The organism is Leekyejoonella antrihumi (assembly GCF_007845645.1).
Classification (GTDB): domain Bacteria; phylum Actinomycetota; class Actinomycetes; order Actinomycetales; family Dermatophilaceae; genus Leekyejoonella; species Leekyejoonella antrihumi.
On the sequence record NZ_VCQV01000004.1, the window covers coordinates 27,709 to 51,247 of the forward strand.

Below are 23,539 nucleotides of genomic sequence, written 5' to 3' on the forward strand. Positions count from 1 at the left end.
CGGCCAACGCCCTTCACCCAGAACGGAGCCGAAACATGACCACGACACATCACTCCGCCGCCGCGCGGGCCGCGCTCGCCGGCGCAAACCCCAGGCCGTTCTGGCTGGACAGCGCCGATCGGCCCGCCGCCCGCCCCGCACTCAATGGCGCCGTCACGTGCGACCTGGCCGTCGTCGGAGGCGGTTACGCCGGACTGTGGACCGCGCTCATCGCCAAGGAGCGTGATCCCGCGCGCAAGGTCGTGCTCCTGGAGGGCAACCGGATCGCCTGGGCCGCCTCCGGCCGCAACGGCGGGTTCTGCGCCGCCAGCCTGACCCACGGCAGCGCCAATGGCCGCCAGCACTTCCCCGATGAGCTGGACACCCTGGAGCGGCTCGGGGTCGAGAACCTCGACGAGCTGGAAGCCACCATCGACCGGTACGGCATCGACTGCGACTTCGAGCGCACCGGCAGTCTCGACGTCGCCACCGCCGCGCACGAGGTCGACTGGCTCAGGGAGGACGCGGACGCGGACGCAGGCATTCGCTTCCTCGACCAGGAGGAGGTGCGCGCGCAGGTGAACTCACCGACCTATCTGGCGGGTCTGTGGGACACCCGGGGCACCGCGCTGGTCCACCCGGCAAAGCTGGCGTGGGGACTGCTCGCCGCCTGCCTCGACCTCGGGGTCGACGTGTTCGAGCACACGCCCGTGCGCAGCCTGGACGCCGACTCGGGCCGGGTGACACTGCATACCGACGACGGCTCGGTGCGGGCGGCTCACGTGGCACTGGCGACCAACGTGTTTCCGTCGCTGCTGCGCCGGACCCGGCCGCACACCGTCCCCGTCTACGACTACGCGCTGATGACGCAGCCGCTCACGCCCGAGCAGCGGGACGCCATCGGGTGGCAGAACCGTCAGGGGCTCGGCGACGTGTCCAACCTGTTCCACTACTACCGGCAGACCGCCGACCATCGCATCCTGTTCGGCGGGTATGACGCGGTCTACCACTACGGGCGGCGGGTCAAGCCCGAATACGACCAGCGGCCAGAGACTTTCGGCAAGCTTGCGGATCATTTCTTCGAGACGTTTCCGCAGCTGGAGGGGCTGAAGTTCAGTCACACCTGGGGCGGTGCGATCGACACGTGCAGCCGTTTCTTCGCGTTCTTCGCTACCGCGCACCACGGCCGTGTCGCGTTCACGGCGGGATACACCGGGCTCGGGGTGGGCGCGACCCGCTTCGGCGCCAAGGTCCTGCTCGACCTGCTCTCGGGCGAGACGACCGAGCTCACCCAGCTGCAGATGGTGCGCAAGATGCCCAAGCCGTTCCCGCCCGAGCCACTGGCCTGGTGCGGCATCAAGCTGACCACGGACGCCCTGATCCGCGCTGATGGCAACGAAGGTCGGCGTGGGCTGTGGCTGAAGGCCCTCGACAGGGCCGGCATGGGCTTCGACTCCTGATCAATGAACCACACCGACTCCGACGCAAGGACGAACGATATGGACTCCTATGGAGACGTCAGCAACTTCATCGGTGGGGTGGGCGGTTACGGGACCGGGCCGCAGCAGGACGTGATCGATCCGCCGCATCCGCCTGGACCCACGACGTCTTTCGCGCGCAGCGCGCGGCCCGGCAGATCCAGGCCGGCACGGTGTGGATCAACGACCACATCCCGATCATCTCCGAGATGCCGCACGGTGGGGTGAAGGCCTCGGGCTATGGCAAGGACATGTCCGCGTACTCGCTCGACGAATACACCCAGGTCAGGCACATCATGTCCGACATCACCGGGGCAGCCCGCAAACCCTGGCACGAGAAGGTCTTTCGCGCTTAGAGCGGAGTAATTTGCACCGCTCGGGCGGCCTGCACACGCGTATGGTGGTCCGGGTGAGCAGTGCCGGAGGCCGCCACCCTCTTCGCAACGTTCCAGCTGGCTGTCGATGCTGCGACGGCAGGTGTTGAGTACGTCGAGGAGGTTGATCACGCCGAGGGTGAGATCGACCGGCCCGGGCTCGAGCGACTGGCCGCCAGGGCGCTCTTCGAGCTGGAGATCGTCGAGCCGGCCAACGGGTCGATCATGGGACGCCTCAAATTTCTGAGGACACCGAGCGGACGTGCCAAGTTGCTCCACGCTGCGCTCATCGTGTCCATCGTGCTCAGTGGGGTGATCACAGTCATCCCAGGTCTCGTCATCACCGGGTTCGTGGCCGCCAATGACCTCACACCCGACGAGCGGGACGCCGAGATCAGGCGGCTCAAGGAGGACCTGGTGGAGTTGCAGGAGGCGGCTGCCGGTCAGGTCTCCACCAACGGCGAACTTCGAGATCGACTCGAACACCTTGAGCAGATCAGCGCCTCGGACATTCAATCCGTGCGGAACACGGAGGTTGTCATCGAGCACCGGCTCAAACGACTTTCGTAACACGACCTAGCCGCCCGCGGCGTCGTCCCGCAGGGAGTGGATCATGCTTTGCAGGCTGGTGAACGCACTCGACTGCTCGGCCTGAGTCATGCCGCCCAGCATCCGGACCTCGACAGATCGGACCGCTGCAGTCGCCTTCGCGAGGCTTCGCCGACCGCGCGGTGTGAGCCGGGTGGGAAGAACCTTTCCGACGGGTGCCGTTGCCGGCCTGGTCACGTACCCGTCCCGTTCCAAGGTCTGCAGCAGGACGTTCATCGACTGCCGTGTCACGAACGCCCCCCGCGCAAGCTCGGAGTTGGACAACCCCGGACGCTGAGCCAGCAGCTCGAGGCAGGAATAGTGCGTGACAGTCATACCCAGCGGCCGCAGCACCGCCTCCATGGCTTGGCGGAGGGCGCTCGACGCCTCCTTCAACAGGTATCCGAGTGATGTCTCCAGGTCGATGCCGCCACCGTCTTGACTCATGTCAATATTCTGACATAGATTAATTGATGTCAGAAGACTGACACAGAAAAGGAGCAAGATCATGCCCGCCACCGGCCCCGACTTCATCTCCCTGCAAGCTCGCGACCTGGACGCCTCGCAGGCGTTCTACGAGCAGTACCTCGGCCTCGTCCGCTCCAAGGCGGGGCCTCCGCATGCCGTCGTCTTCGAGACGAAGCCGATTGCGTTCGCTCTGCGCGACATCGTTCCTGGCACCGATCTTGCGTCGGCCGCTCAGCCCGGTATCGGTGCCGCGATCTGGCTTCATGCCACCGACGTCCAGGCCATTCACGATGCCCTCGTCGCCGGCGGCCACCCGATCGTCTCCTCCCCAATCGACGGTCCTTTCGGCAGGACGTTCACCTTCGCCGACCCCGACGGCTACCGGATCACCCTCCACGATCGCGCCTGATTCACACGACGCACGGTTGCCGCAATACCGCGAGGTCTAAGGTCTTGCGGCAACGACCTGGCTGCGGATCGGCCGCTCAGCGCGCGGCGTACTCCACAGCTGACCACGGCCACTGCTCCCGGACCCATCCGGTCACCGCCGCATGGAGCGGCTGGTCGAGATCGGCGTGCTCGGCGGTGACCCAGGAGCGCACCTCGACAGCACCGGGTCGCGGCGGCCTCGTGGGTTTGAAGTAGACGCATCCGACGACCTCGGCTCGGTCCGGCAGCAGGACCGTGTAGGCGAAGTCGGTGCCGGAGTGAGACCGGGCGAGGTGGGACGTGCAGTCCCGAAGGTTGTCCTCGAGCGTCATCGGCGTGGGCCAGGACGAGGTCCTCCATCCCGGCAGTGCACGAATGAAGTCCATGCTTGAGGTCCACGCGGCGTAGTCCGACGAGTTGTGCTGCGGCCCGAGCAGCGCGAGTCGAAACTGTTCTGTCTGTATGGGATCGGGCGGAACGAAGTCGGCCGGCACCAGGTTCATCCCAGCAAGTCTGCCACGGGAACGTGGTTTCAATGTACGGCCGGATCGACCATCATGGGCTGTGTCGATTGCCCACCGTCGAGGAGACGTGACTCGCATGAGCCGAACCGACCCCACTCGCCTTCCCGAGCTGATGAGGCACGACCGGGCCGCGCTCGACGCGTTGCTCGACTCCACCATCGTGGGGCACGTCGCGTTCGTCGCCGAGGACGGCACTCCTGGCGTGCTGCCCACCGCCGTGGCCCGGTGGGAGGACCGGCTGATCGTGCACGGCTCGACCGGGTCCCGGTGGATGCGGCTGGTCTCAGGGGCACCTGCGGTTGTCTCGGTCACCGCCGTCGACGGGATCATTGCCGCCCGGTCTGCATTCGAGTCCTCCCTGGCCTACCGCAGCGCCGTGCTCTTCGGGGCCTTCGACTCCCTCGACGGCCAGGAGAAGCGCGACGCTCTCGACGTGCTGACCGAACGCCTCATCCCCGGCCGGTCCGGGGAGGTGCGGCCGCACACGGTCAAGGAGCTCGCCGCGACGATGGTGCTGGCCATGCCGATCACCGAGTGGTCGCTGCGTGTCTCCGATGGGTGGCCCGAAGACCCCGATAGCGATATCGCCGGCACCGCCTGGGCCGGACAGATCGACTTCGGCGCCCGGCCCACCGTCATACGGGCAGCTCCGGACCTGCGCGACGGGATCCCCACGCCGAAGTCCGTGGCGGGTCTGCGCCCGGCGCACTGAGCCCGAAACGAGCGGCGAGCCCCGTCCCACCGGGGGACGGGGCTCGCCATTACTGACTTCTCGACGGTTGGGAGTGACCTCTCGGGATCAGCTCTCGTCGGCCACCGAGACCAGCTCGGCCTCTTGGAGAGTGCCGACCCGCTCGGCGCCGTGGTCGGGCTCCTCGTCGATGTGGTGGAAGAGGCCGCGGCCCACCACCAGCACCAGCACGCCGAGCAGGACCGCTCCGGCGCCGACCCAGAAGGGCAGGTGCACGCTGACGTCTTCGCCGAGCTTGCCGGCCAGCCACGGCGCGACCGCACCGCCGCCGAACCGCACAAAGCTGTAGGCCGCGGAGGCCGTCGAGCGCTCGACCGGGGCCGCCTTCATCACCGTCTCGGTGACCAGCGTGTTGTTGATACCGAGGAAGAAACCCGAGATGACGACGCCGACGATCAGGACCGGCTTGTGCTCGGTGTAGAGGCCCATGACCGCGAGGATGATCGCGAAACCGGTCAGAGCGCCCATGACCGACGGCATGGTGCCGAACTTGCGCTGCAGGATCGGCGCGACGAACACCGACGAGATCGCGAGCAGCAGACCCCAGCCGAAGAACACGAAACCGGTCCGGATGGCGTCCAGTCCCAGCGGGAACGGGGTGAAGGCCAGCAGCGTGAAGAAGCCGAAGTTGTAGAGCAGTGCAGTGATGGCAACAGCGAACAGCGCCTTGTGCGTCAGGGCCTTGAACGGCGCGGACAGTGGCGTCGGCTTCCCGGCGGGTGGTGTCGAGGGCAGCAGAAAGACCGTGACGATCAGCGCGATCGCCATGAGCGCCGCGACACCGTAGAACGGGCCGCGCCAGGAGATGGAGCCGAGGAGGCCACCGATCAACGGGCCCGAGGCGATACCGACACCCAGTGCGGCTTCATACAAGATGATCGCTTCTTTGACCGACCCCTTGGCAGACTGCACGATTGCGGCGAGCGCGGTCGCGATGAAGAGCGCGTTGCCGAGACCCCACAGGGCGCGCCAGTCGACGATGCTCATCACGCTGTTCATGGATCCGGCTGCCGCCGAACCGATGATGATGATGAACAGCCCGGAGAGCAGAGTCTTCTTCGCGCCGATCCGGCTGGACACGGCGCCGGTGATCAGCATCGCGACACCCATCACCGCCATGTAGCTGGTGAAGAGCAGGGACACCTGGGAGGGCGACGCATTCAGCTGGTCGGCGATCGGCTTGAGGATCGGGTCGACAAGACCAATCCCCATGAACGCGATCACACAAGCGAACGCGACGGCCCAGACGGCCTTCGGTTGACGCCACATCGACGACATCACTCCTTTGCTGCCGGACACAGCCCGGCGAATGGCACTGCGAGCCCTACTTGGTGGACTCGGATCGTGCAACGAACTTTTCGATGACAGTGGTGGCCTGATCCACGGCGGCGGTCTCGGCGGGCGTGAGCGTCGCAAAGACGTCGGCGACGGCACGATGACGTGCCGCACGTACCTCGTTCAGGACGTCGCGACCCTCGTCGGTGAGCTCGATCATCGAGGCCCGCCGGTCGGACGGGTCGTCCGTCCGTGACGCCCAACCGGCGCTCTCGACCCGCTGGACCTGGGTGCTCATGGTGGGCTGGCTGCAGTGGTCTGCCTCTGCCAGCTCGCCGATGCGTGCCGGGCCGATGGAGTCGATCAGACTCAGCAGTCGCGCCTGCGCCGGCGGGATCTGCAGGTCTGCATGGCGGGTCGCCCAACGGTTCAGCCGGGATACGGCCGACAGCAGACGTGCGCCTGGGTCGCTCTGGGAGGTGGTCACAAGGACCAGACTACATAGGAGAACTATGCATCGTCAAATCTGCCGCATCGGCAGCGGGTTCAGTCGCGCAGCTCACGCTTGAGAATCTTGCCGGTGGCGCCCTTGGGAAGAGCGTCGATGAACGTGATCGTCCGCGGATACTTGTAGGCCGCGAGGCGCTCCTTGGCGAACTCCTGCAGCTCCCGCTCGGTCACGCGGGTGTCGGGGCGGCGCACGACATACGCCACGATCTCCTCGCCGTAGTGATCGTCCGGGATGCCGACCACGGCCGCCTCGACCACGTCCGGGTGCTCGTAGAGCACCTCCTCGACCTCACGCGGGTAGACGTTGTAGCCGCCGCGAAGGATCAGGTCCTTGGACCGGTCGACGATGAAGAAGTAGCCGTCCGCATCCACCCTCGCCAGGTCGCCGGAGAAGAACCAGCCGTCGCGGATCGCCTCCGCGGTGGCGTCCGGCCGACCCCAGTAACCCTTCATCAGCAGGTGCCCGCGGATCGCGATCTCGCCGATCTCACCGGCCGGGGAGTCGCCGCCGTCCTCCTGCGCCAGGCGCATCTCCACACCCTCGATCGGCGTGCCGATAGAGCCCGGCTTCCGCTGCGCATGGGGGTGGTTGAACGACGCGACCGGCGACGTCTCGGACAGGCCGTACCCCTCGAGAATGACGGCGTCGAACCGCTCCTCGAACTTGCGCATGACCTCCACCGGCATCGACGAGCCGCCGGAGACGGCCACGCGCAGCGTCGACAGGTCGGCGTCATGCTGCTCGCCGGCAGCGAGCATCGCCTGATACATCGTCGGCACACCCTCGAAGACCGTCACGTGGTGCGCGGCGATCGTGTCGAGGGCGGCCCTCGGATCGAAGCGGGGGATCAGCGTCAGTGTGGATCCGACCGCGACCGAGGTGTTGAGGCCGCAGGTCAGGCCGAAGACATGGAAGAGTGGCAGGCATCCCATGACCACGTCATTCGCAGTGAGCTCGAGCAGGGTGCGCGCGGTCACCTCCTGGTTCTTGTCCAGCGCCCCGTGTGTCAGCTCGGCGCCCTTCGGCCGGCCGGTGGTGCCCGAGGTGTAGAGGATCACCGCGGTGTCGGAGTCGTCCCGGTCGACCAGGTCGGTGGCCGGCTCGTACTCGCGCAGCAGGTCTTCCAATCCGTCGGCCCCAACCTCGACGAACGGCGTGCCCGCCTGCCTCGCACCCTCGGCCGCGTCCGACATACCGAACATCACCTTTGCGGCGGAGTCGCGCAGGTAGTACTCGACCTCGCGGGGCTTGAACAGCGGGTTCATCGGCACCACAACCCCGCCGACCTGCAATGCGCCGTAGAAGATCACCGGGAAGGCCGGCACATTGGGCTGCGAGAGGGCGACGCGGTCACCGGGCTGCACGCCCTGCGCCAGCAGGTAGCCGGCCAGCCGTCCCGCGGCGTCCTGCAGCTCCGCATACGTCATGGTCGCCTCGCCGAGGCGGAGAGCGACGCCCTCGGGGTTGGCGGCGGCCGTTCGATGCAGGTTGCCCGCGAGGTTGGTCATGCCAGGAGGCTACCCAGCGGCACCGCGAGAAGTCACTTATTGCACGCGAGAGGTCACGAAGAACACTCGAGCGGTCGCCTATTGCCCGCGAGCGTTGTGTGGCAGATCTGCGCCGAGGGGCAACGAGGCGACCGTCTCATAGCGCGGGCGCCCGCGCGGCCCTTCGTGCAGGTAGGACGCGATGAGCTCGATCGACGAGGCCGTCCAGGATGGCCCGCGGTAGGTCGAGAGCACGTCGACCCACTTCGCCTCATGCTGCACCTTGCGCAGCCGACTGACCGACAGGTGGGCGCGAAACTCCTTGCCGTCCGGGGTTGCTCCGTGATGTGCGGCCGCTGCGCGGACATTGCCCGCGGTGCGCTGCAGCTCCTCGGCATCGCCCTCGACGCCGATCCACAGCACCTTGGCGCGTGCCGGTTCAGGAAACGCGCCGGCCCCCGCCAGCGCCAGTTGCATGGGCCGACGCCTGGAGGCGGCGGATGCCAGCGCGTCGAGCAGCTCATCGATGCGCGCCTCGCGCACCGACTCCAGGAAGGCTAAGGTCAGGTGCCACTGCTCGGGGTCGATCCACGGATGACCTGCGCGCGGCTCCAGGAAGGACGCCAGGTCCTCCCGCACGGCCGGCGGCGGCACCACGGCCACAAACATGCGCTGCCCCATACCCGCCACTCTCCCATGGTCCTAGGGTGGGCGTATGCCGATTCTCGACACGTATGTTGCCGCCCCTGACCGCTACGACACCATGCCCTATCGCCGGGTGGGCGCGAGCGGCCTTCACCTGCCTGCGATCTCGCTGGGTCTGTGGCACAACTTCGGTGACGACAAACCGCTGCAGACCCAGCGCGACGTGCTGCGTAGGGCATTCGACCTGGGCGTCACGCACTTCGACCTGGCGAACAACTACGGCCCGCCCTACGGCAGCGCCGAGACCAACTTCGGGCGCATCTTCAAGGAGGACTTCGCCCGGTATCGCGGTGAACTGGTCATCTCGACCAAGGCCGGCTGGGACATGTGGCCCGGTCCCTACGGCGACCTGGGCTCTCGCAAGTACCTGCTCGACTCGCTGGACCAGTCCTTGCAGCGGATGGGGCTGGACCACGTCGACATCTTCTATCACCACCGGTTCGACCCGGACACCCCGATGGAGGAGACGCTCGGCGCGCTGGACACCGCGGTGCGCAGCGGCAAGGCCCGCTACATCGGGATCTCGTCCTACTCGGGTGAGCGCACCCGCCAGGCGGTGTCGATCCTGCACCAGCTCGGCACGCCACTGCTGATCCACCAGCCGTCCTACTCGATGCTGAACAGGTGGGTCGAGGACGACCTGCTGGATGCGCTCGAGGAGACTCAGACCGGCGCCATCGCGTTCTCGCCGCTCGCGCAGGGTGTGCTGACCTCGCGCTACCTGAAGGGTGTGCCGGCCGACTCCCGTGCAGCGCAGGACAAGTCGCTGTCCAAGAAGATGCTGTCCGAGGAGAACCTCAAGCACGTGCGCGCCCTGAACCGAATCGCCGGTAAGCGCGGACAGACGCTGGCGCAGATGGCCATCGCGTGGGTGCTGCGTGACGAGCGAGTCACGTCCGCTCTCATCGGTGCCTCCAGTGTGCAGCAGTTGGAGGACAACGTCGCGGCGGCGCAGAACCTGAGCTTCACGCCGGCCGAGCTCAAGGCGATCGACAAGCACGCGGTCGACGGCAAGCTGAACCTGTGGGCAGGGCCGAGCAAGGCGTGAGCACGAGAGCACCCAACTCGGCAGGCGAAGTGGGTAGGCGGGTGAGGCTGGCGCAAGGAGGTAGGCGGGGCGGGTAGGACGGTGAGGTAGGCGCAGTCAGCGCTTCTTCTTGGCTTCCTGACGCTCTTCTTTCTCCTTGTTCGCCTTCTCCATGAACGACTCCTTGAGCCGCGCCGGCGCGAAGCGCGACTGTGCTCGCGAGAGGCCGAGCAGGCAGAGCACGGCGCCGGCCAGCAGCGCCGGTCCGTCGCCGAGGTGCGAGGCGAGCGCCACGAGGATGACACCGATCGCCGGGTGGACCGTCCACGCGAGACCCATCCCACGCCCGGGAGCCGACCCCATCATGCTCGGCGGCGGCGGACCCTTGTGGGCATAGAACAGCTGGCCGCCCGCCATGGCGAGCACCAGCCCGACGGCGCGCAACACCGCCGCCTCGGGAACCAGGCCCGAGACGAATCCGGTCGCCAGGGCCACAACCAGCTGCAGTATCGACAGCGGAAGCAGGTGCAACAACGTCTGAGTGCGCCACGTCAGCCCGAAGATCGACTGCTCGCCGGCGGACATGCCGTGGCTCTGCAGGCCGCGGGTCAGGCCGGACGCCGACAGGTGAACCAGCAGAAACAGCAACGGGAGAACCAGCGGCGACTTGGCTCCGACGACGGTCTGCAGACTGACGGCGACGACGGCCGCGACCTCGACGATGACCCAGCCGAGCGATGACCACCCGGCCCGCAGGATGCCGATGATGTCGGCCCAGATCACCGACAGGTAGCGCCCGGCGACCTTGATTTGCTCCGGCTTGCGTCGCAGGTGCAGGGTGAACGCCTGCTGGCGGGCCCGCCGCGTGTCGCCGCTGACCAGCGACGACGAGACGCTCTCGGACATCAGCGACTGTGTCAGCAGTGCGCCGGCCGGCAGGGACTCGAGCATGGGCAGGGTATGCAGCCCGCGGATCGGCCCGTGCTCGCTCACCTGCCCGCGTAGCCAGGACTGCACGATGAGGACGCCGCCGACGAGGCTGAGGACGACGCCGATGGCGATCACCCACGGGTCGGTGCCCGCCATCGTCATGCCGGCGGGGACGGCGACGCCCAGGCCGAAGCAGGTGGTGATGACCAGCAGCTGGCTGCCCCGCCAGCTGTCGCGCAGCGTGAGGCCCCGCGGCAGGTCCGTGACGACGACCATCTCGATGTGGCCCGGTTCGGGCAGGGCGGGGCCGCGGGTCTTGCCTACCCGATAGGCCGCCAGCGCGGCGACGAGGATGGCCACCACGACGAGAACGACGGTCAGCACCGCATTCGCCCGCATCCAGTGCAGCACCTGCGGCCACTGGGTGAAGACGTAGTGCATGGTGATCGTGCCGTAGATGATGCCGAGCAACGCCATCAGGTAGGCGCCGAACAGCGCCGCCGACAGCGGGCTGCCCTCACCCTTGAACCGCAGCTCGTAGGCGTCGGCCAGGCGGTCCCGATCGGTCTCGTCCCACCGCATCAGCGGTTGCCCTTGCGGCCGGGTTGGCCGCCGGAACCCTTCTTCTTGCCACCCTGCGCCGGGCCGGTCGACTTCGCCGGGCCGGCCGAAGGCTCCGGGGCCGGACGCTGTGTCGAGCGCTTGCGTGAGCCCTGCGGGAAGTGCTCGATCCGGGTGACCGAGCTCTCGGCGAGGGCCTGGTCATGGCATACCCACACCACGGCGCCGCCCTGCTTGGCCCGTTCGGCGAGCACCTCGGCCAGCAGCTCGCGGCGGCCGGGGTCGAGGCGCTGCTCCGGCTCGTCCAGGACCAGCAGGCCGCTGGGGCGCAGCAGCACCATGGCCAGTTCGGCCAGCTGACGCTGACCGGATGACAGCTCGGAGAGGAAACGGTTGCCGAACTTCAAGATGTCGAACTTGCCCAGGATGTCCGCGATGCGCGCTCCGGCGCCCTCACGGTCGCCTCCCCAGGTCTGGTCGATCAGGATGAGGTGGTCGGCGAGGGTCATGTCCCGAAAGCCGGCGACCGGGCCGATGAGCGGGGCGATGACCCGCCGCGTCGCGCCATCCCGCTCGTCGATCGGAGTGCCGTCACGGGTGACCACCCCCTGGGTCGGTATGAGGTTGCCGGTGAGCACCCGCAAGAAGGTCGTCTTGCCGCACCCGTTGTCGCCGGTGATGGCGACGTTCTCGCCCGGCCGCACGGTGAACGTCGTCGGTGGCAGCATCGTGATGTCGCCCACGGCGCAACTGACCTTGTCGGCCTTGATCTCGGTGAAGGTTGGAGTCGTCACAACCAGCTCACATGACTGTGCAGCAGCGCGTATCCCACGAACGCCACGGTATCGAGGATGCTGTGGGTAATGATCAGCGGGAGCACCCGACGGGTCCGGAGGTAGACGCTGCCGAGGATCAGACCCATGACGATATTGCCCGCGAAGCCGCCAAATCCTTGATAAAGATGGTAGCTGCCACGGATCACCGCGGAGACCACGACGATCACCCACAGACGCCAGCCGGCCTGGCTCCAACGGGTGAAGAGGTAGCCGACCATCACGGTTTCCTCGAGGGCGGCATTCTGCACCGCGGAGAGCACCAGAATCGGCACGACCCACCAGTGCGAGCCCAGATCGGCCGCCACGACGGTCGTGTTCAGGCCGGCATCCCGCGCCCCGACATACAGCGCCAGACCGGGCAGTCCGATGCACGCGGCCAGGATCATCCCGAGTAGCAGGTCGGGCAGGGGACGGGCCCGGTCGATGCCGAGATAGCGCACGGCCGAGGGCAGCTCGCGGGCCAACAGGTAGCAGACCAGCAGCACCGGCACCAGCCCGAGCCCGATCTGCACGATCTCGTAGATCAGGTCGAGCCAGGGTTGTTCGGCATGCGAGGTGTTGAGGTTGGAGGTCTGCTGTCCGAGGGCGACAGGAGACGAAAGTCGCCGCATGATGTCCAGCACCGAGTAGATCGCCGAGGCCCCGAGGCTCAGCAGCAGCACCAGCACGGTCTCGATGACCAGCATGCGCCGGGGCAGCCCGGTCCGGGGGACTCGTAACGGCCCCGACCACAGGTGCGCAAGCCCCGCGTGCGGCGCCACTTCAGCCGCACTCCGCTGGGTCGTCATGGTTCATTTCAGCACGCGGGAGCTAGGGATGCAGGCGCAGCGCGACCACGGGGAGGTCCGAGCCTCCTTCGATCGGGTGGCCCAGGGTGTCCTCGACGACGGTCTTCAGCTTGTCCCAGGCCTTCGGATGCTGCGCGATGTAGGCGGTCAGCGCGGCGCTCGCGGCCGAGTCGTCCAGGCGCTCCGCCGTGGCGGGCAGGGCCCGCCGGCCGCCCACCCATACGCGCGCCGACGGGTTGGCCCGCAGGTTGCGAAACCACTGGGATCGCGTGCCGAACCCGGAGACCACCAGGTAGACGTCCGGCGTGGGATGCCCGAAGACCTCCAGTACGACGTATCGTGGAGCGCCCGAGGTCCGCCCCACGTGCTCGAGCATCAGCATCCGGGCACCGAAGAGGCGTCCCAGTCCGGCGCGGTAGAGATGGATGGGCGCGCGCATCAGCCATCGGGTGCGCAGGACCCGACCGCCGACAGTCGCGAGGCGGGACGGCGTTGGTGGCTCGGCGTTCACTGCTGACCTCCAGGTAGGTGGCGGGCGCCGGACGGGCGGGTGGGTGCCGGGTGCGGTGTCGACACGATTGTCGCGTGAATCGCTTCGACGTGCTGTCGGTAATTCCTTGACGCGTGGATGCTTGCGGCATTCTGCCCAGGCGTAGATTGCTTGGCTTGGTCCAGTTTTCGGACGGGTGGAGCTTGAATGCGTCGTTCGCTCATCACCGCATTGACCGCGGCGGCGCTGGCCGCCGGCATCGGCACGGTGGTGGCCATTTCGTCGACGAACGCCGGCTCGCCCAGCGCGGGCGGGGCGGAACCTTCTGGTGTGGCGAGCGATGCGTTGCCGTCGGTCTATCCGGTGCCGCACTCCATGTCGACGCGTGGGCAGGCGGTCCGGTTGGGCGGCCGGGTGGCTTTGGTGACCGGTACTGGTAGCGATGCGGACTCGGTGGCGGCGCTGAAGACGATGCTGGGTCAGGACGGGGTGCGCCACGTTGACCAGGTCACCGGCATCGACCAGCTGAGGGCGCGGGAGACCGCGATCTATGTCGGTGGACCGGAGGTGGTGCCCGCGGCCGCGGCGGCGTTGAATGATCTGAACGCTGGTGATGCGACCGCCCTGCCGGCGGAGGGATATGTGCTCGCCACCGGTGAGGTGGCAGGTCACCCGAGTGTGGTGCTCGACGGGCACGACGGGACGGGGACGTTCTACCCGGTGCGGACGCTGCGGCTGTTGGTCGAGCGGCACGGGGACTCCGCCGAGGTGCCGGGGGTCCTGGTGCGCGACTGGCCGAGCATGTCGGTGCGCGGCACGATCGAGGGCTTCTACGGTGCGCCGTGGAGTGACGCGCAGCGAGCGGCGCAGTTGCAGTTCTACGGGCGGCACAAGATGAACACGTACATCTACTCGCCGAAGGACGACCCGTACCTGCGCGCTCAGTGGCGTGAGCCGCATCCCGTCGGCCAGCTGGCGGCGATCAAGACGCTGGTGGATACCGCTGGCGCGATTCACGTCGCGTTCACCTACGCGCTCTCACCGGGTCTGTCGATCTGCTACAGCTCCGCGAGCGATGAGCGGGCACTGGTGGCCAAGCTTCCGTCGCTGTGGGATGTCGGGGTGCGCTCGTTCTCGATCCCGTTCGACGACATCAGCTACACCGACTGGAACTGCGCGGCGGACCAGGCCAAGTTCGGCACCGGTGGCGGCGCGGCCGGGGCGGCGCAGTCCTACGTGCTGAACGAGGTGCAGAAGGACTTCATCGACACGCACCCGGGCGCCCAACCGCTGCAGATGGTCCCGACCGAGTACTCCGACGTCACCGCCACCCCGTACAAGGCGGCCATCAAGGCGGACCTGAGTTCAAAGGTCATCGTGGGGTGGACCGGGGTCGGGGTGATCGCGCCGACGATCAGCACGGCGCAGGCCGCAGCGGCCAAGGCCGTGTACGGGCACGACATCTTGCTGTGGGACAACTACCCGGTCAATGACTACGTCACCAACCGGCCGCTGCTCGGCCCGTATGTCGGGCACTCCAGCGACCTGGGCACGCAGCTGTACGGCATCACGGCCAACCCGATGATTCAGCCGGTGGCCTCCAGGGTCGCCCTGTTCACGGTGGCCGACTACGCCTGGAACAGTGGCGACTACAACCCGCGGAGGTCTTATCGGGCGAGCCTGACACAGCTCGCCGGGCCCAGCGGCTCGGCCCGGATGGCGCTGGCCGCGTTCGCCGACCTCGAGCACTACTCCGAGATCGACCCGGTGCAGGCACCGGTCCTGGCCGGCAAGCTGAAGCAGTTCTGGTCCGAGTGGGAGTCGGGAACGGGCTCCGCGGCGCGCACCTTGGACCGCTGTCTCACGGTGATCCAGGACATCCCCGCCACACTGCAGGCGGACATGAACGATCCCGAGTTCGTGTCGGAGGCGCAGCCCTGGCTGGATGCCGCCGGCCACTGGGTAGCGCCGCCCGGGACGCGGTGCAGATGCTCGTCGCCGAGCGTGCCGGCAACGGTGCCGCCGCGACCAGCGACCGTGCGCAGGCGCAGGCGCAGGTGACCCAGGCCAAGTCCGCCAACGTCGAGGTCGGAGACGGCGTCATCGACACCTTCATCTCCACCGCACTGGCGCGAGTCGAGGACGACCAGCACGTGCGACACCGGGACGGGACCGGACTGATGCCGGCACGTTGTGGGCGTCAGCGCTTGCTGCTGTCCCAGTGCAAGAATCCCGCGGCCTTGGCGGACGCCTCGTCCTTGAACCAGATCTCGGCCTCGGTCGTCTGAAAGCTCGGGCTGTCCTGCGTGTGGAACATCATCGTGTCCGCATCTCCCTTGATCCGGTGATCCGGCGAGGGCGACGAACCGTCCGCGTGGGGCGATGCGGCGCCGGCACCGAAGTGCTCCGTGATCGGGTCGGGGTCGGCTTCGGCCGCTGGTGCCTCCTCGGCGGCCGGTGTCTCCTCGGCGGCTGGTGCCTCCTCGGCCGCTGGTGCGTGCTCGACGGGTGCCTGCGCAGGCGGCGCCTCGACTGCTGGTGCGTCGTCGACGGGTGCTGCGGGCGGTGCGATTGCCTGGCCGCGCTTGGTCCGGTCCCAGTGCGCGAAGCCGGCCGAGGCGGCCGACGCCTCATCCTTGAACCACACCTGGGGCCTGGTTGTGGCATACCGCGGGCTGTCGGACGTGTGGAAGAGCATCGAGTCGGCGTTGCCCTTGACGGGATACCCGGTCGGCGCGCTTCCGTCCGGCCGGGCCGAGGCGGCACCGGGGCCGAACTGCTCGGTCATCGGATCCTTGTTCGCGCCCGATGTTGCAGCGTCATCGGCTGCCGCGTCGTTGACTGCTGCACCGCCGATCTGCCCCGCGCTCGGCGAGAGCGTCTCGGCCTTGCCGACGCGTGGTGCCTCGCCCGCAGGCGGCGCGGCCTCGCCGATGTGCTCGTCCGCGTTGTCGTGGACGATCGAGGGTGACACGTCCGTGGCGCCCATGCTCTGCTGCTCGTCCCCGAGGGGGCTTTCTGCGGCGCGGCCCTCGGCGGGCTGCTCGGGCGCTTCCGGCGCCTTGGCTTCGTCAACCTCCGCCGCGCGGTGGTGGTGCCCGGCCGCGACTCCGGCACCGGCCGCTGCGGCGGCGCCGACGCCGGCGCCCACCACGTGGGCAGCACCGTCGGTTGAGTGTGCAGCGGTATCGGGCGCGGTGTCGTTCGGCTGCTCGGTCGCCGCCGGCTCCTCCGCCTGCTTTGCCGGCTCCTCCGCCTGCTCGGTCGGCGCGGCCGCGGGCTCCTCGGCGCGGGCACGCGCCTTCGCTGCCGCGGCAGCTCCGGCGGCCTCCGGCTGGTCATCGCGCGAGGTCGCCGGGGTGGCAGTCCTGGCCGGGGCAGCAGCCCTCGCCGGGGCCTGGCGCGCCTGGTCATCGGCGGCGCGCGTCTTGTGGTGCCCGCCGACCACCGCCGCGCCGGCGGCACCTGCTCCGGCCGCTGCGGCGCCACCGGCTACCGCCGCGCCGTGGTGCATGTCATCGTCGGTGGTCGCAGGCTCGTCCTTCGACGGTGGTCTTTCGGTGGTCTCGACGGTGCGTGATGCCTTGCGCACCACATAGATCCAGGTAAGGATCAGGCCGAGCAGGAACGCGATCAGGATCCACAGCCAGACTTGCTTGAAGAGCCAGTTCATGCGACTCGACCTCCGTCGTCGTCGTCGGGGGAGATGTCCCTGAACGCGTCACTCTCTCGGGGATAGATCAGCACGGCGATGAGCCAGGCGACGACTGCTCCGAGCACAAACGCGATCAGGCACCAGATCCAGGTCTGTCCGAACAACCAGCCCATGTCAGCCTCCCTGCACGGTGATCTCGACCCGGCGGTTCTGCTGCCGGCCGGCGTCGGTGTCGTTGGACGCGATCGGGTCGGCCTCGCCATACCCGATCGAGGTCAGTTTCCCAGAGGTCACGCCCTGCTTGACGAGGTAGTCCCGCACGGCGTCCGCGCGTGCCTGCGAAACCTGCTTGTTGCCGTCGGCGGTGCCGGTGTTGTCGGTGTAGCCGGCGACCTGCGCCATGACATTGGGGCACCCCTTGAGCAGGCTTGCGACCTTGCTCAGCGTGCCATCGGACGACGGCTGCAAGGCGGTGGAGTTGTCGCCGAACGACGGCTCGTTCCCCTTCAGCAGCGTCCCGATCTTGGCGGTGAGATCGGTGCAGGTGGCACTCGCCGTGCCGGCGGCACTGGTTGGCGATGGGTTCGGCGTGGGCGCCGCGGTGCCGGAGGTCTTCACCTCGACAGTGCGTACGCCGGTCACCCGCTTGGCGATCGTCTTGGCTTTCTTGCTGTTGGGGCCCGGTGCGACGGTGATCGTGGCGTCGCGCCCGGAGAAGGACACTTTCGCGCCGTCGACCCCACCGGCACTGAGGGCGGACTGCGTGCGGTGCTTGAGGTCATTCTGGATGCCGTTGTGGCGAGTCAGGGTGGCCAGGGCAGCGACGAGGATGGGCACGAGGATGAGGGCGAGCACCCACCATCCGCCCAGACCACGTCGGACCCTCTTGGTCACGGTCTTGCCCCCTGGCTGCGGCGCCGTACCGTCTTCGGCTTCCACGGTCTTCCTCCCTCGATAGCTAATCCTTCATCGAACTTATCGGCTTCGACCCTCGTCGGGGGCAGCGGTCCGCGCACTCAGACGCACATCGGCGTCGTCTTGACCGAACCTTTGCCTACCCTTAGGAACCTCATTGCCTAGAGTGACGCTGTGACCGTGCTCTACCGACACCCGCGCATCTGGACGGGTGACCCGACCAGTCCCTGGGCGACTGCGCTTCTAACCGACCGCGAGCGCCTGGTGGCCGTCGGCGATGCCGCCGTGTCCCGGGCGCAGACCGCCCACGCGCGGGTCGTAGATCTGCCGGGAGTCCTGGTGATTCCCGGGCTGCATGACGCGCACATCCACACCGCAAATCTCGCCCGAGATCTGGTCAGTGTCGACCTTCGACCTGCCAGGTCCATGGACCAGGCCCTGGCCATGGTGCACGAGCATGCCGCCGCGGCGCCGGTGGGGATCTGGCTCTTCGGTGGTCGTTGGGACGCCAACAAGTGGAGTGGTCGCACCATCCCCGACCGGCACGTCCTGGACCGGGTGAGCCACGACCACCCGGTGGCACTGCCGAGCATCGACGGGCACACCATGTGGGCCAACACGATCGCGCTCAAGCTCGCCGGCATCACCTCGAGCACGCCCGATCCGGTCGGCGGCCGGATCGAGCGGGACGAGACCGGTGAGCCGACGGGCATCCTGCGCGAGCAGGCCAGTGAACCGTTGCGCGACATCCAGGCCGGCGACGCCAGTGGCGCGCTCGAGCCGCTGCTGCTGCACTGCCAGGAGGAGCTGCTCTCGGTAGGCCTGACCAGCGTCACCGACATCGACGGGGAGGACGCGCGCACGGCATACCTCGCGATGCGGGAGTCGGGCCGCCTGCGGCTGCGGGTGACCAAGGCCATCCCGTTGGTCGCTCTCGACCGGGCGATCGCCGAGGGGCGGCGCACCGGCCAGGGCGACGACTGGATGCGGGTGGGCCCGGTCAAGCTCTTCAGCGACGGCGCACTCGGATCACACACCAGCTACATGAGCCACGAGTTCCCCGGCGATGCGGGCAACCACGGGATGGCGCGGATGAGCGTGGACGAGGTTGCCGAGCTCACACGCAAGGCGGTGGCCGCCGGGATCGGCGTGGCCACCCACGCGATCGGCGACCAGGCCAATGCAACAGTGCTCGACGGCTACGAGCGGGTGCTCCGCGAGACCGGCACCGATCTGCGGCTGCGGATCGAGCACACCCAGCACCTTAAACCGGCCGACGTAGGGCGGATCGCGCGGCTGGGGGTCATCGCCTCGATGCAGCCGACGCACTGCAACAGTGACATCGACCTGGCCGACGAGCTGCTCGCGGGTCAGGATCTGGTGTCCTACGGGTGGAAGTCCCTGCTGGATGCCGGCGCCGTGCTGGCTCTCGGGTCGGACTCCCCCGTGGAGGAGCCCAACCCGTTCCACGGGCTGTATGCCGCGATCACCCGTCAGCGCGCCGATGGCACTCCCGTGGGTGGCTGGCAGCCGCACGAGCGGCTGTCGATGACGCAGGCGCTGCACGCGCATACGGTCGGATCGGCATACGCCGCAGGAGATGAGGGCCGCAAGGGCGTCTTGCAGCCCGGGATGCTGGCCGATTTCGTCGCCGTCGACACCGACATCCTGGATGAGCAGGTACTGGCGCACGAACCGGTGCGGGTCCATGACGCCCAGGCGCTCGCGACCGTCGTCGGAGGCGAGATTCGCTGGCAGGCAACCTCATAGCCCGGGCAGGGGGTTTACTGGTCCTGGATGCGCCGCCAGGGCTGGGCCTGCTCGATCTGCAGCGCGAGCCGCAGCAGCAGGGGTTCGGCCCCATGGGTCGCCGAGAGCATCGTGCCGATCGGTCGACCGTCATCGGTGCTTCCGGTAGGCAGTGAGATGGCCGGTGTTCCAGCGGCATTCGCCAGCGGGGTGAAACCGCACAGGTCAAGCAGTCGCTGGAAGTGCTCATCCGGGTCCAAGTCGGGCGAGAAGTGCCCGAGCCTGTAGGTGGTCTGGGTGAGCACCGGAGTCAGCACCACCTCCGGGCCGCGGTGGAACTCCCGTCGAGAGGTGATGCCGGTGGCCAGCAGCCGCGGGAGGTAGATGGGTGCCCGCAACAGGCTGCGGCGCCCGCCCTTGGCCAGGCCGAGAGTCAACGGCTCCAGCAGCTCACGGTCAAACGCCTTGCCGAACATCAGCGGGCCGAGCCGCGAGGCCAGCAGCGCGAGCAGCTTCCAGTAGTCGCTGAAGTCGTCCTGGAAGGAGTCCGTCAGCGGCAGCGTGTAGGGCTCGACCTGGTGCCCGAGTGACTCCAGCAGGTGTCCGAGGTCCTCGACGGCGGCCCGGGTCTGCGGGTCGCTCGGCGGCGCCACCGGGGAGTCGACCATGATCCCGATGCGAAGCGGCCGGTCGATCGGCTGGTCCACGAGCCCCATACGTGGCAGAAGTCGGTTGTGGTGGACGCGCTCTGCGTCCGCGAAGAACCCGGCGACATCGCGCACCGACCGCGCGAGCACCGAGTCCGACACGATGCGCACCGGCATGGTGCGGTTGCCCTCGTTGGTGCGCAGCCGCCCGCGGGTCGGCTTCAGGCCGACGAGACCACAGCACGCGGCCGGGATGCGGATCGAGCCGCCGCCGTCGTTGCCGTGCGCAATCGGCACCACCCCGGCCGCGACGTATGCCGCGGAGCCGCCGGAGCTGCCGCCGGCCGAGTAGTCGAGATTCCATGGGTTGTGGGTCTGATAGGCGAGGGTCTCGGTCGATGCGGTCCAGCCGAACTCCGGCATCGTCGACGTGCCGATCGCGATCAGCCCGGTCCGGCGATACTGGTCGGCCACGCAGCCGTCCTTCTCGATCGGGCTGTGCGGCATGGCGCGCGAACCCTCGGTCATCGGCAGGCCGCCGACCGGGATGTTGTCCTTGAAGAGCATCGGCACCCCGCTGAACGCGCCCGGCTGCGGCTCGGCGGCACGCACGCGAGCGCGATCGAAGTCGCGGTACATCAGCGCGTTGAGCCGCTCCTCGACCTTGTTGCTGCGAGCGATTGCCGCCTCGACCGCCTCGGTGGCACTGATCTCACCGGTGCGGATCGCCGCCGCGACTCCGGTGGCATCCCGGTCGCCGAGGGCATCCTGCGCAAAAGCGTGGACGTTGGTCGTGCTCGATGTCGTCGTGTCCGCCATACAAGAAAACTACCCGGTAACTTAGCGAATGGGAGCCCTTGGAGCCCACCGTCTTGGTCAACGGACCAGGTTGGCCGGCGGGGAGTCCGCATATCGACGCCGGCGATACCCGTATGCGGGGTGGTTCCGACCCAAAACCCGCATATCGACGCCGGCATGGCCCGTATGCGGGGTGGAGCCGGTCAGTCGAGGAAGCGGACCAGTTCCGGCGCCAGACCCACATACGTGCGCGGAGTCAGCTGCAGGAACCGCTGCTCGACCTCGGCCGGCAGACCCAGCCCCTTGACGAACTCGCGCAGGTCGGCCTCGGTGATCCGGCGCCCACGGGTGAGCTCCTTGAGGCGCTCGTAGGGCTGCTCCATCCCCGGTGTCCCCGTCGCGCCGAGCGCGCGCATCGCCGACTGGATCGGCTCGCCGAGCACCTCCCAGTTGCGGTCGAGGTCAGCGCCCATGGTCTCCGGCACCGCGTCCAGCCCGGCCAGCCCGCGGCCGGCGTTGTCGATCGCCAGCAGCGAGTGACCGAACGCGGTGCCGATGTTGCGCTGCATCGAGGAGTCGGTCAAGTCGCGCTGCAGCCTGCTGGTCACCAAGGTGGTGGCCAGCACGTCGAGCAGCGCATTGCTGACCTCGAGGTTCGCCTCCGCATTCTCGAAGCGAATGGGGTTGACCTTGTGCGGCATCGTGCTCGATCCGACGCTGCCCTGGCCGCGCACCTGCGCGAAGTAGCCGAGTGAGATGTAGGACCACACGTCCGTGCACAGGTTGTGCAGCACCCGGTTGAACCGGGCCATGTCGCTGTAGATCTCGGCCTGCCAGTCGTGGCTTTCGATCTGGGTGGTGAGCGGGTTCCAGGTCAGGCCGAGCGACTCGACGAATAACTTGCTGACGGCGATCCAGTCGGTGCTCGGCACGGCCGCGGTATGCGCGCCGAACGTCCCGGTGGCGCCGTTGAGCTTGCCGAGGTATTCAGCGCCCTCGATCCGGCGCAGCTGACGGCGCAGCCGGTGAGTGAGCACCGCAAGCTCCTTGCCCATCGTGGTCGGCGTGGCCGGCTGACCGTGCGTGTGCGCGAGCAGCGGCACGTCCTTCAGGTCGGTGGCCAGCTGGGCGACCTGCGCCACGAGGTCGTGCGCCTTCGGCAGCCATACCTGCCGGACGGCGCCCTGGACCATGAGCGCGTACGACAGGTTGTTGATGTCCTCGCTGGTGCAGCCGAAGTGGATCAGCTCGGCCAGCCCGGCGGCATTCGCCGCGCCGACGATCCGCGGCAATCGGCGCTTCAGGTAGTACTCGATCGCCTTCACGTCGTGCACGGTCTCGCGCTCGATCTCGGCGAGCTCGGCGATGTCGGCCAGGTCGAAGTCCGCCACGACCTGGCGCAGCGCAAGCTGCTCCGCACCGGTGAGCGCGCGCACACCGGGCACGGCGCCGTGGGTGGTCAGGTGGATCAGCCACTCCACCTCCACGTGCACGCGCTCGCGGTTGAGCGCACCCTCCGAGAGGTGGTCGATGAGAGGCGCGACGGCGGCGCGGTAGCGGCCGTCGAGGGCACCAAGGGCGAGCGGGGGTTGGGCATCAGCAAGCGAGCGCATGGCGCAAGTGTCCCAAGCCCGGACTGTGCCCAGCAACGCGGTCCGGATTCTGCGGATCAGTCGGGGAGTGCGGTGATGTTGAAGACCTCGCCGTGCTGACCCTGCAGCACCGCCTCCGGGCCGCCGGGGGTGTCCACGGTCATCAGGATCGTCGCACCGAGCTCCTGCGCCATCTGTGCGGACGAGTCGCGGTCGGCGACCGCGAAGTGCACGAGCCAGGTCGGCGGTGCGTCATCCGGCAGCTGCCCGGCCCGGTGTATGCCGCCGCCAGTGCTGCCGTCGCTCAGCAGGATCGTCGCGTGGGCATCGGACTCATCGGCATACGTGTAGCCGAAGGCCTTGGCGTAGAAGGTCTTCGACGCCTCGAGGTCTCGAGTCAGCAGGCTGCTGTGGGTGACGGATCCCGGTTCGTCGACCAGCCCGAATCCGGTGTGCTGGCGGGCCTGCCAGACGCCGAAGTAGGCACCGGTGGGGTCGGTGAAGTAGGCCGCCCGGCCACTGTCGCCGACGTCGCCGGGGGCAAGCACGGTCCGGCCACCGGCCTCCTCGATGGCCGCGGCGCTCGCATCCACGTCGGCACTGGCCAGATACGTCGTCCATGACGTCGGCTGGTCCTGGTCCGTCTTGGTCACCAGCGCGGCAACCGGGCGCTCATCCTTCAGGCAGATCGCATAGCCGTGCTCCTCGTCCTGCACGATGTGCCAGCCGAAGAGCTTGCCGTAGAAGTCGCGCGCATGGTGCATCCCGCGATGCTCCGCCTCGAATGCGCAGTCGACCCAGCAGGGCGCGCCGGCCGACCAGGCAGTCTCACGAGTAGGCATGTAGTGGCTCCTTGTGCGGTGTCATCGCGGATTGATCACGTGCCGACACTTTAGATGAGGCCACTGTCAGTCGGGACGCGATGTGCGGCACGTCGAGCAGAATCAACCGATCTGCGCATTCCCCCCCACCGGGCCGCGCA

24 protein-coding genes are annotated in these 23,539 nt (G+C 68.2%); 8 read left to right on the forward strand and 16 right to left on the reverse strand.

The window, feature by feature from the left end:
* Positions 1 to 35: 35 nt before the first annotated feature.
* Genes FGL98_RS03955 through FGL98_RS03965 form a run of 3 tightly spaced genes read left to right on the forward strand, consistent with a single transcriptional unit; the run spans position 36 to position 2,401 of the window.
* Positions 36 to 1,439, forward strand: coding sequence for an NAD(P)/FAD-dependent oxidoreductase (locus FGL98_RS03955; RefSeq protein WP_146315430.1), 1,404 nt, complete (start codon positions 36 to 38; stop codon positions 1,437 to 1,439).
* On the forward strand, positions 1,394 to 1,813 hold the full coding sequence (locus FGL98_RS26890) for an aldehyde dehydrogenase family protein (protein ID WP_222432008.1): 420 nt from the start codon (positions 1,394 to 1,396) through the stop codon (positions 1,811 to 1,813). The genes FGL98_RS03955 and FGL98_RS26890 overlap by 46 nt, the downstream gene beginning before the upstream one ends.
* 60 nt (positions 1,814 to 1,873) lie before the next feature.
* A complete protein-coding gene (locus FGL98_RS03965; RefSeq protein WP_146315432.1) occupies positions 1,874 to 2,401 on the forward strand; it encodes a hypothetical protein in 528 nt (175 codons plus the stop codon).
* Between the two features lie 6 nt (positions 2,402 to 2,407).
* Here FGL98_RS03965 and FGL98_RS03970 read toward each other — a convergent pair whose 3' ends face one another.
* A complete protein-coding gene (locus FGL98_RS03970; protein WP_146315434.1) occupies positions 2,408 to 2,866 on the reverse strand; it encodes a MarR family winged helix-turn-helix transcriptional regulator in 459 nt (152 codons plus the stop codon).
* A gap of 61 nt (positions 2,867 to 2,927) precedes the next feature.
* Between FGL98_RS03970 and FGL98_RS03975 the strand changes: the two genes are divergently transcribed.
* The gene (locus FGL98_RS03975) at positions 2,928 to 3,296 is read left to right on the forward strand and encodes a VOC family protein (protein WP_146315435.1); all 369 of its coding nucleotides are present in this window, start codon (positions 2,928 to 2,930) and stop codon (positions 3,294 to 3,296) included.
* Between the two features lie 76 nt (positions 3,297 to 3,372).
* On the opposite strand, the gene FGL98_RS03980 is transcribed toward FGL98_RS03975, so the two are convergent.
* The gene (locus FGL98_RS03980) at positions 3,373 to 3,819 is read right to left on the reverse strand and encodes an N-acetyltransferase (RefSeq protein ID WP_146315437.1); all 447 of its coding nucleotides are present in this window, start codon (positions 3,817 to 3,819) and stop codon (positions 3,373 to 3,375) included.
* 97 nt (positions 3,820 to 3,916) lie between these two features.
* Between FGL98_RS03980 and FGL98_RS03985 the strand changes: the two genes are divergently transcribed.
* Positions 3,917 to 4,552, forward strand: a complete 636-nt coding sequence (locus FGL98_RS03985) for a pyridoxamine 5'-phosphate oxidase family protein (RefSeq protein ID WP_146315439.1) — start codon at positions 3,917 to 3,919, stop codon at positions 4,550 to 4,552.
* A gap of 87 nt (positions 4,553 to 4,639) precedes the next feature.
* Here the strand turns inward: FGL98_RS03985 and FGL98_RS03990 are convergent, their stop codons facing one another.
* From FGL98_RS03990 to thpR, 4 genes are all read right to left on the reverse strand, one after another.
* Positions 4,640 to 5,860: an MFS transporter gene (locus tag FGL98_RS03990; protein WP_146315440.1), complete on the reverse strand. Its 1,221-nt coding sequence runs from the start codon at positions 5,858 to 5,860 to the stop codon at positions 4,640 to 4,642.
* A gap of 55 nt (positions 5,861 to 5,915) precedes the next feature.
* Complete coding sequence (locus tag FGL98_RS03995) at positions 5,916 to 6,353, reverse strand: MarR family winged helix-turn-helix transcriptional regulator (protein WP_146315442.1); 438 nt, start codon at positions 6,351 to 6,353, stop codon at positions 5,916 to 5,918.
* Positions 6,354 to 6,412: 59 nt separating this feature from the next.
* Positions 6,413 to 7,885 carry a long-chain-fatty-acid--CoA ligase gene (locus FGL98_RS04000; protein WP_146315444.1) on the reverse strand — a complete coding sequence of 491 codons (1,473 nt, stop codon included), beginning with the start codon at positions 7,883 to 7,885 and terminating at the stop codon, positions 6,413 to 6,415.
* Between the two features lie 78 nt (positions 7,886 to 7,963).
* A complete protein-coding gene (thpR, locus tag FGL98_RS04005; protein ID WP_146315446.1) occupies positions 7,964 to 8,545 on the reverse strand; it encodes an RNA 2',3'-cyclic phosphodiesterase in 582 nt (193 codons plus the stop codon).
* Between the two features lie 34 nt (positions 8,546 to 8,579).
* Here thpR and mgrA point away from each other — a divergent pair, with 34 nt between their 5' ends.
* Positions 8,580 to 9,617: an L-glyceraldehyde 3-phosphate reductase gene (gene mgrA / locus FGL98_RS04010; RefSeq protein ID WP_146315448.1), complete on the forward strand. Its 1,038-nt coding sequence runs from the start codon at positions 8,580 to 8,582 to the stop codon at positions 9,615 to 9,617.
* A gap of 96 nt (positions 9,618 to 9,713) precedes the next feature.
* Here the strand turns inward: mgrA and FGL98_RS04015 are convergent, their stop codons facing one another.
* From FGL98_RS04015 to FGL98_RS04030, 4 genes are read right to left on the reverse strand one after another with little or no spacing between them, the layout of a single operon-like run.
* Complete coding sequence (locus FGL98_RS04015; RefSeq protein ID WP_146315450.1) at positions 9,714 to 11,108, reverse strand: hypothetical protein; 1,395 nt, start codon at positions 11,106 to 11,108, stop codon at positions 9,714 to 9,716.
* Complete coding sequence (locus tag FGL98_RS04020; RefSeq protein ID WP_146315452.1) at positions 11,108 to 11,881, reverse strand: ABC transporter ATP-binding protein; 774 nt, start codon at positions 11,879 to 11,881, stop codon at positions 11,108 to 11,110. Before FGL98_RS04020 ends, FGL98_RS04015 begins: the two co-directional genes overlap by 1 nt.
* Positions 11,878 to 12,711, reverse strand: coding sequence for a CPBP family intramembrane glutamic endopeptidase (locus tag FGL98_RS04025; protein WP_146315454.1), 834 nt, complete (start codon positions 12,709 to 12,711; stop codon positions 11,878 to 11,880). Before FGL98_RS04025 ends, FGL98_RS04020 begins: the two co-directional genes overlap by 4 nt.
* A gap of 22 nt (positions 12,712 to 12,733) precedes the next feature.
* Entirely contained in the window at positions 12,734 to 13,222 is a 489-nt protein-coding gene (locus tag FGL98_RS04030) for a nitroreductase family deazaflavin-dependent oxidoreductase (protein ID WP_222432009.1), read from the reverse strand.
* Positions 13,223 to 13,408: 186 nt separating this feature from the next.
* Between FGL98_RS04030 and FGL98_RS04035 the strand changes: the two genes are divergently transcribed.
* Positions 13,409 to 15,262, forward strand: coding sequence for a glycoside hydrolase family 84 protein (locus tag FGL98_RS04035; RefSeq protein ID WP_146315456.1), 1,854 nt, complete (start codon positions 13,409 to 13,411; stop codon positions 15,260 to 15,262).
* Between the two features lie 139 nt (positions 15,263 to 15,401).
* On the opposite strand, the gene FGL98_RS04040 is transcribed toward FGL98_RS04035, so the two are convergent.
* From FGL98_RS04040 to FGL98_RS04050, 3 genes are read right to left on the reverse strand one after another with little or no spacing between them, the layout of a single operon-like run.
* Positions 15,402 to 16,874, reverse strand: a complete 1,473-nt coding sequence (locus FGL98_RS04040) for a sunset domain-containing protein (RefSeq protein ID WP_146315458.1) — start codon at positions 16,872 to 16,874, stop codon at positions 15,402 to 15,404.
* Positions 16,871 to 17,029: a channel accessory protein ArfB gene (gene arfB, locus FGL98_RS04045; RefSeq protein ID WP_146315460.1), complete on the reverse strand. Its 159-nt coding sequence runs from the start codon at positions 17,027 to 17,029 to the stop codon at positions 16,871 to 16,873. Before arfB ends, FGL98_RS04040 begins: the two co-directional genes overlap by 4 nt.
* Position 17,030: 1 nt before the next feature.
* The gene (locus FGL98_RS04050) at positions 17,031 to 17,795 is read right to left on the reverse strand and encodes an OmpA family protein (protein ID WP_146315462.1); all 765 of its coding nucleotides are present in this window, start codon (positions 17,793 to 17,795) and stop codon (positions 17,031 to 17,033) included.
* A gap of 150 nt (positions 17,796 to 17,945) precedes the next feature.
* Between FGL98_RS04050 and FGL98_RS04055 the strand changes: the two genes are divergently transcribed.
* A complete protein-coding gene (locus FGL98_RS04055; RefSeq protein WP_146315464.1) occupies positions 17,946 to 19,541 on the forward strand; it encodes an amidohydrolase in 1,596 nt (531 codons plus the stop codon).
* Positions 19,542 to 19,555: 14 nt separating this feature from the next.
* Here the strand turns inward: FGL98_RS04055 and FGL98_RS04060 are convergent, their stop codons facing one another.
* The 3 genes from FGL98_RS04060 to FGL98_RS04070 all read right to left on the reverse strand — a co-directional run bounded on the left by FGL98_RS04060 (position 19,556) and on the right by FGL98_RS04070 (position 23,399).
* Positions 19,556 to 20,986 carry an amidase gene (locus FGL98_RS04060; protein WP_146315465.1) on the reverse strand — a complete coding sequence of 477 codons (1,431 nt, stop codon included), beginning with the start codon at positions 20,984 to 20,986 and terminating at the stop codon, positions 19,556 to 19,558.
* 182 nt (positions 20,987 to 21,168) lie between these two features.
* Positions 21,169 to 22,578: an adenylosuccinate lyase gene (purB, locus tag FGL98_RS04065; protein ID WP_146315466.1), complete on the reverse strand. Its 1,410-nt coding sequence runs from the start codon at positions 22,576 to 22,578 to the stop codon at positions 21,169 to 21,171.
* A gap of 56 nt (positions 22,579 to 22,634) precedes the next feature.
* Positions 22,635 to 23,399 (reverse strand): VOC family protein, encoded by a 765-nt coding sequence (locus FGL98_RS04070; protein WP_146315467.1) that lies wholly within the window; start codon positions 23,397 to 23,399, stop codon positions 22,635 to 22,637.
* Positions 23,400 to 23,539: the final 140 nt, after the last annotated feature.

Bases quoted from the DNA above. Each gene is read 5' to 3' on its own strand.
- FGL98_RS03955 (WP_146315430.1), top strand. From the start codon at position 36: ATGACCACGACACATCACTCCGCCGCCGCGCGGGCCGCGCTCGCCGGC.
- FGL98_RS03970 (WP_146315434.1), bottom strand. From the start codon at position 2,866: ATGAGTCAAGACGGTGGCGGCATCGACCTGGAGACATCACTCGGATAC.
- FGL98_RS03975 (WP_146315435.1), top strand. From the start codon at position 2,928: ATGCCCGCCACCGGCCCCGACTTCATCTCCCTGCAAGCTCGCGACCTG.
- FGL98_RS03980 (WP_146315437.1), bottom strand. From the start codon at position 3,819: ATGAACCTGGTGCCGGCCGACTTCGTTCCGCCCGATCCCATACAGACA.
- FGL98_RS03985 (WP_146315439.1), top strand. From the start codon at position 3,917: ATGAGCCGAACCGACCCCACTCGCCTTCCCGAGCTGATGAGGCACGAC.
- FGL98_RS03990 (WP_146315440.1), bottom strand. From the start codon at position 5,860: ATGTGGCGTCAACCGAAGGCCGTCTGGGCCGTCGCGTTCGCTTGTGTG.
- FGL98_RS04000 (WP_146315444.1), bottom strand. From the start codon at position 7,885: ATGACCAACCTCGCGGGCAACCTGCATCGAACGGCCGCCGCCAACCCC.
- thpR (WP_146315446.1), bottom strand. From the start codon at position 8,545: ATGGGGCAGCGCATGTTTGTGGCCGTGGTGCCGCCGCCGGCCGTGCGG.
- mgrA (WP_146315448.1), top strand. From the start codon at position 8,580: ATGCCGATTCTCGACACGTATGTTGCCGCCCCTGACCGCTACGACACC.
- FGL98_RS04015 (WP_146315450.1), bottom strand. From the start codon at position 11,108: ATGCGGTGGGACGAGACCGATCGGGACCGCCTGGCCGACGCCTACGAG.
- FGL98_RS04025 (WP_146315454.1), bottom strand. From the start codon at position 12,711: ATGACGACCCAGCGGAGTGCGGCTGAAGTGGCGCCGCACGCGGGGCTT.
- FGL98_RS04035 (WP_146315456.1), top strand. From the start codon at position 13,409: ATGCGTCGTTCGCTCATCACCGCATTGACCGCGGCGGCGCTGGCCGCC.
- FGL98_RS04040 (WP_146315458.1), bottom strand. From the start codon at position 16,874: ATGAACTGGCTCTTCAAGCAAGTCTGGCTGTGGATCCTGATCGCGTTC.
- arfB (WP_146315460.1), bottom strand. From the start codon at position 17,029: ATGGGCTGGTTGTTCGGACAGACCTGGATCTGGTGCCTGATCGCGTTT.
- FGL98_RS04060 (WP_146315465.1), bottom strand. From the start codon at position 20,986: ATGGCGGACACGACGACATCGAGCACGACCAACGTCCACGCTTTTGCG.
- purB (WP_146315466.1), bottom strand. From the start codon at position 22,578: ATGCGCTCGCTTGCTGATGCCCAACCCCCGCTCGCCCTTGGTGCCCTC.
- FGL98_RS04070 (WP_146315467.1), bottom strand. From the start codon at position 23,399: ATGCCTACTCGTGAGACTGCCTGGTCGGCCGGCGCGCCCTGCTGGGTC.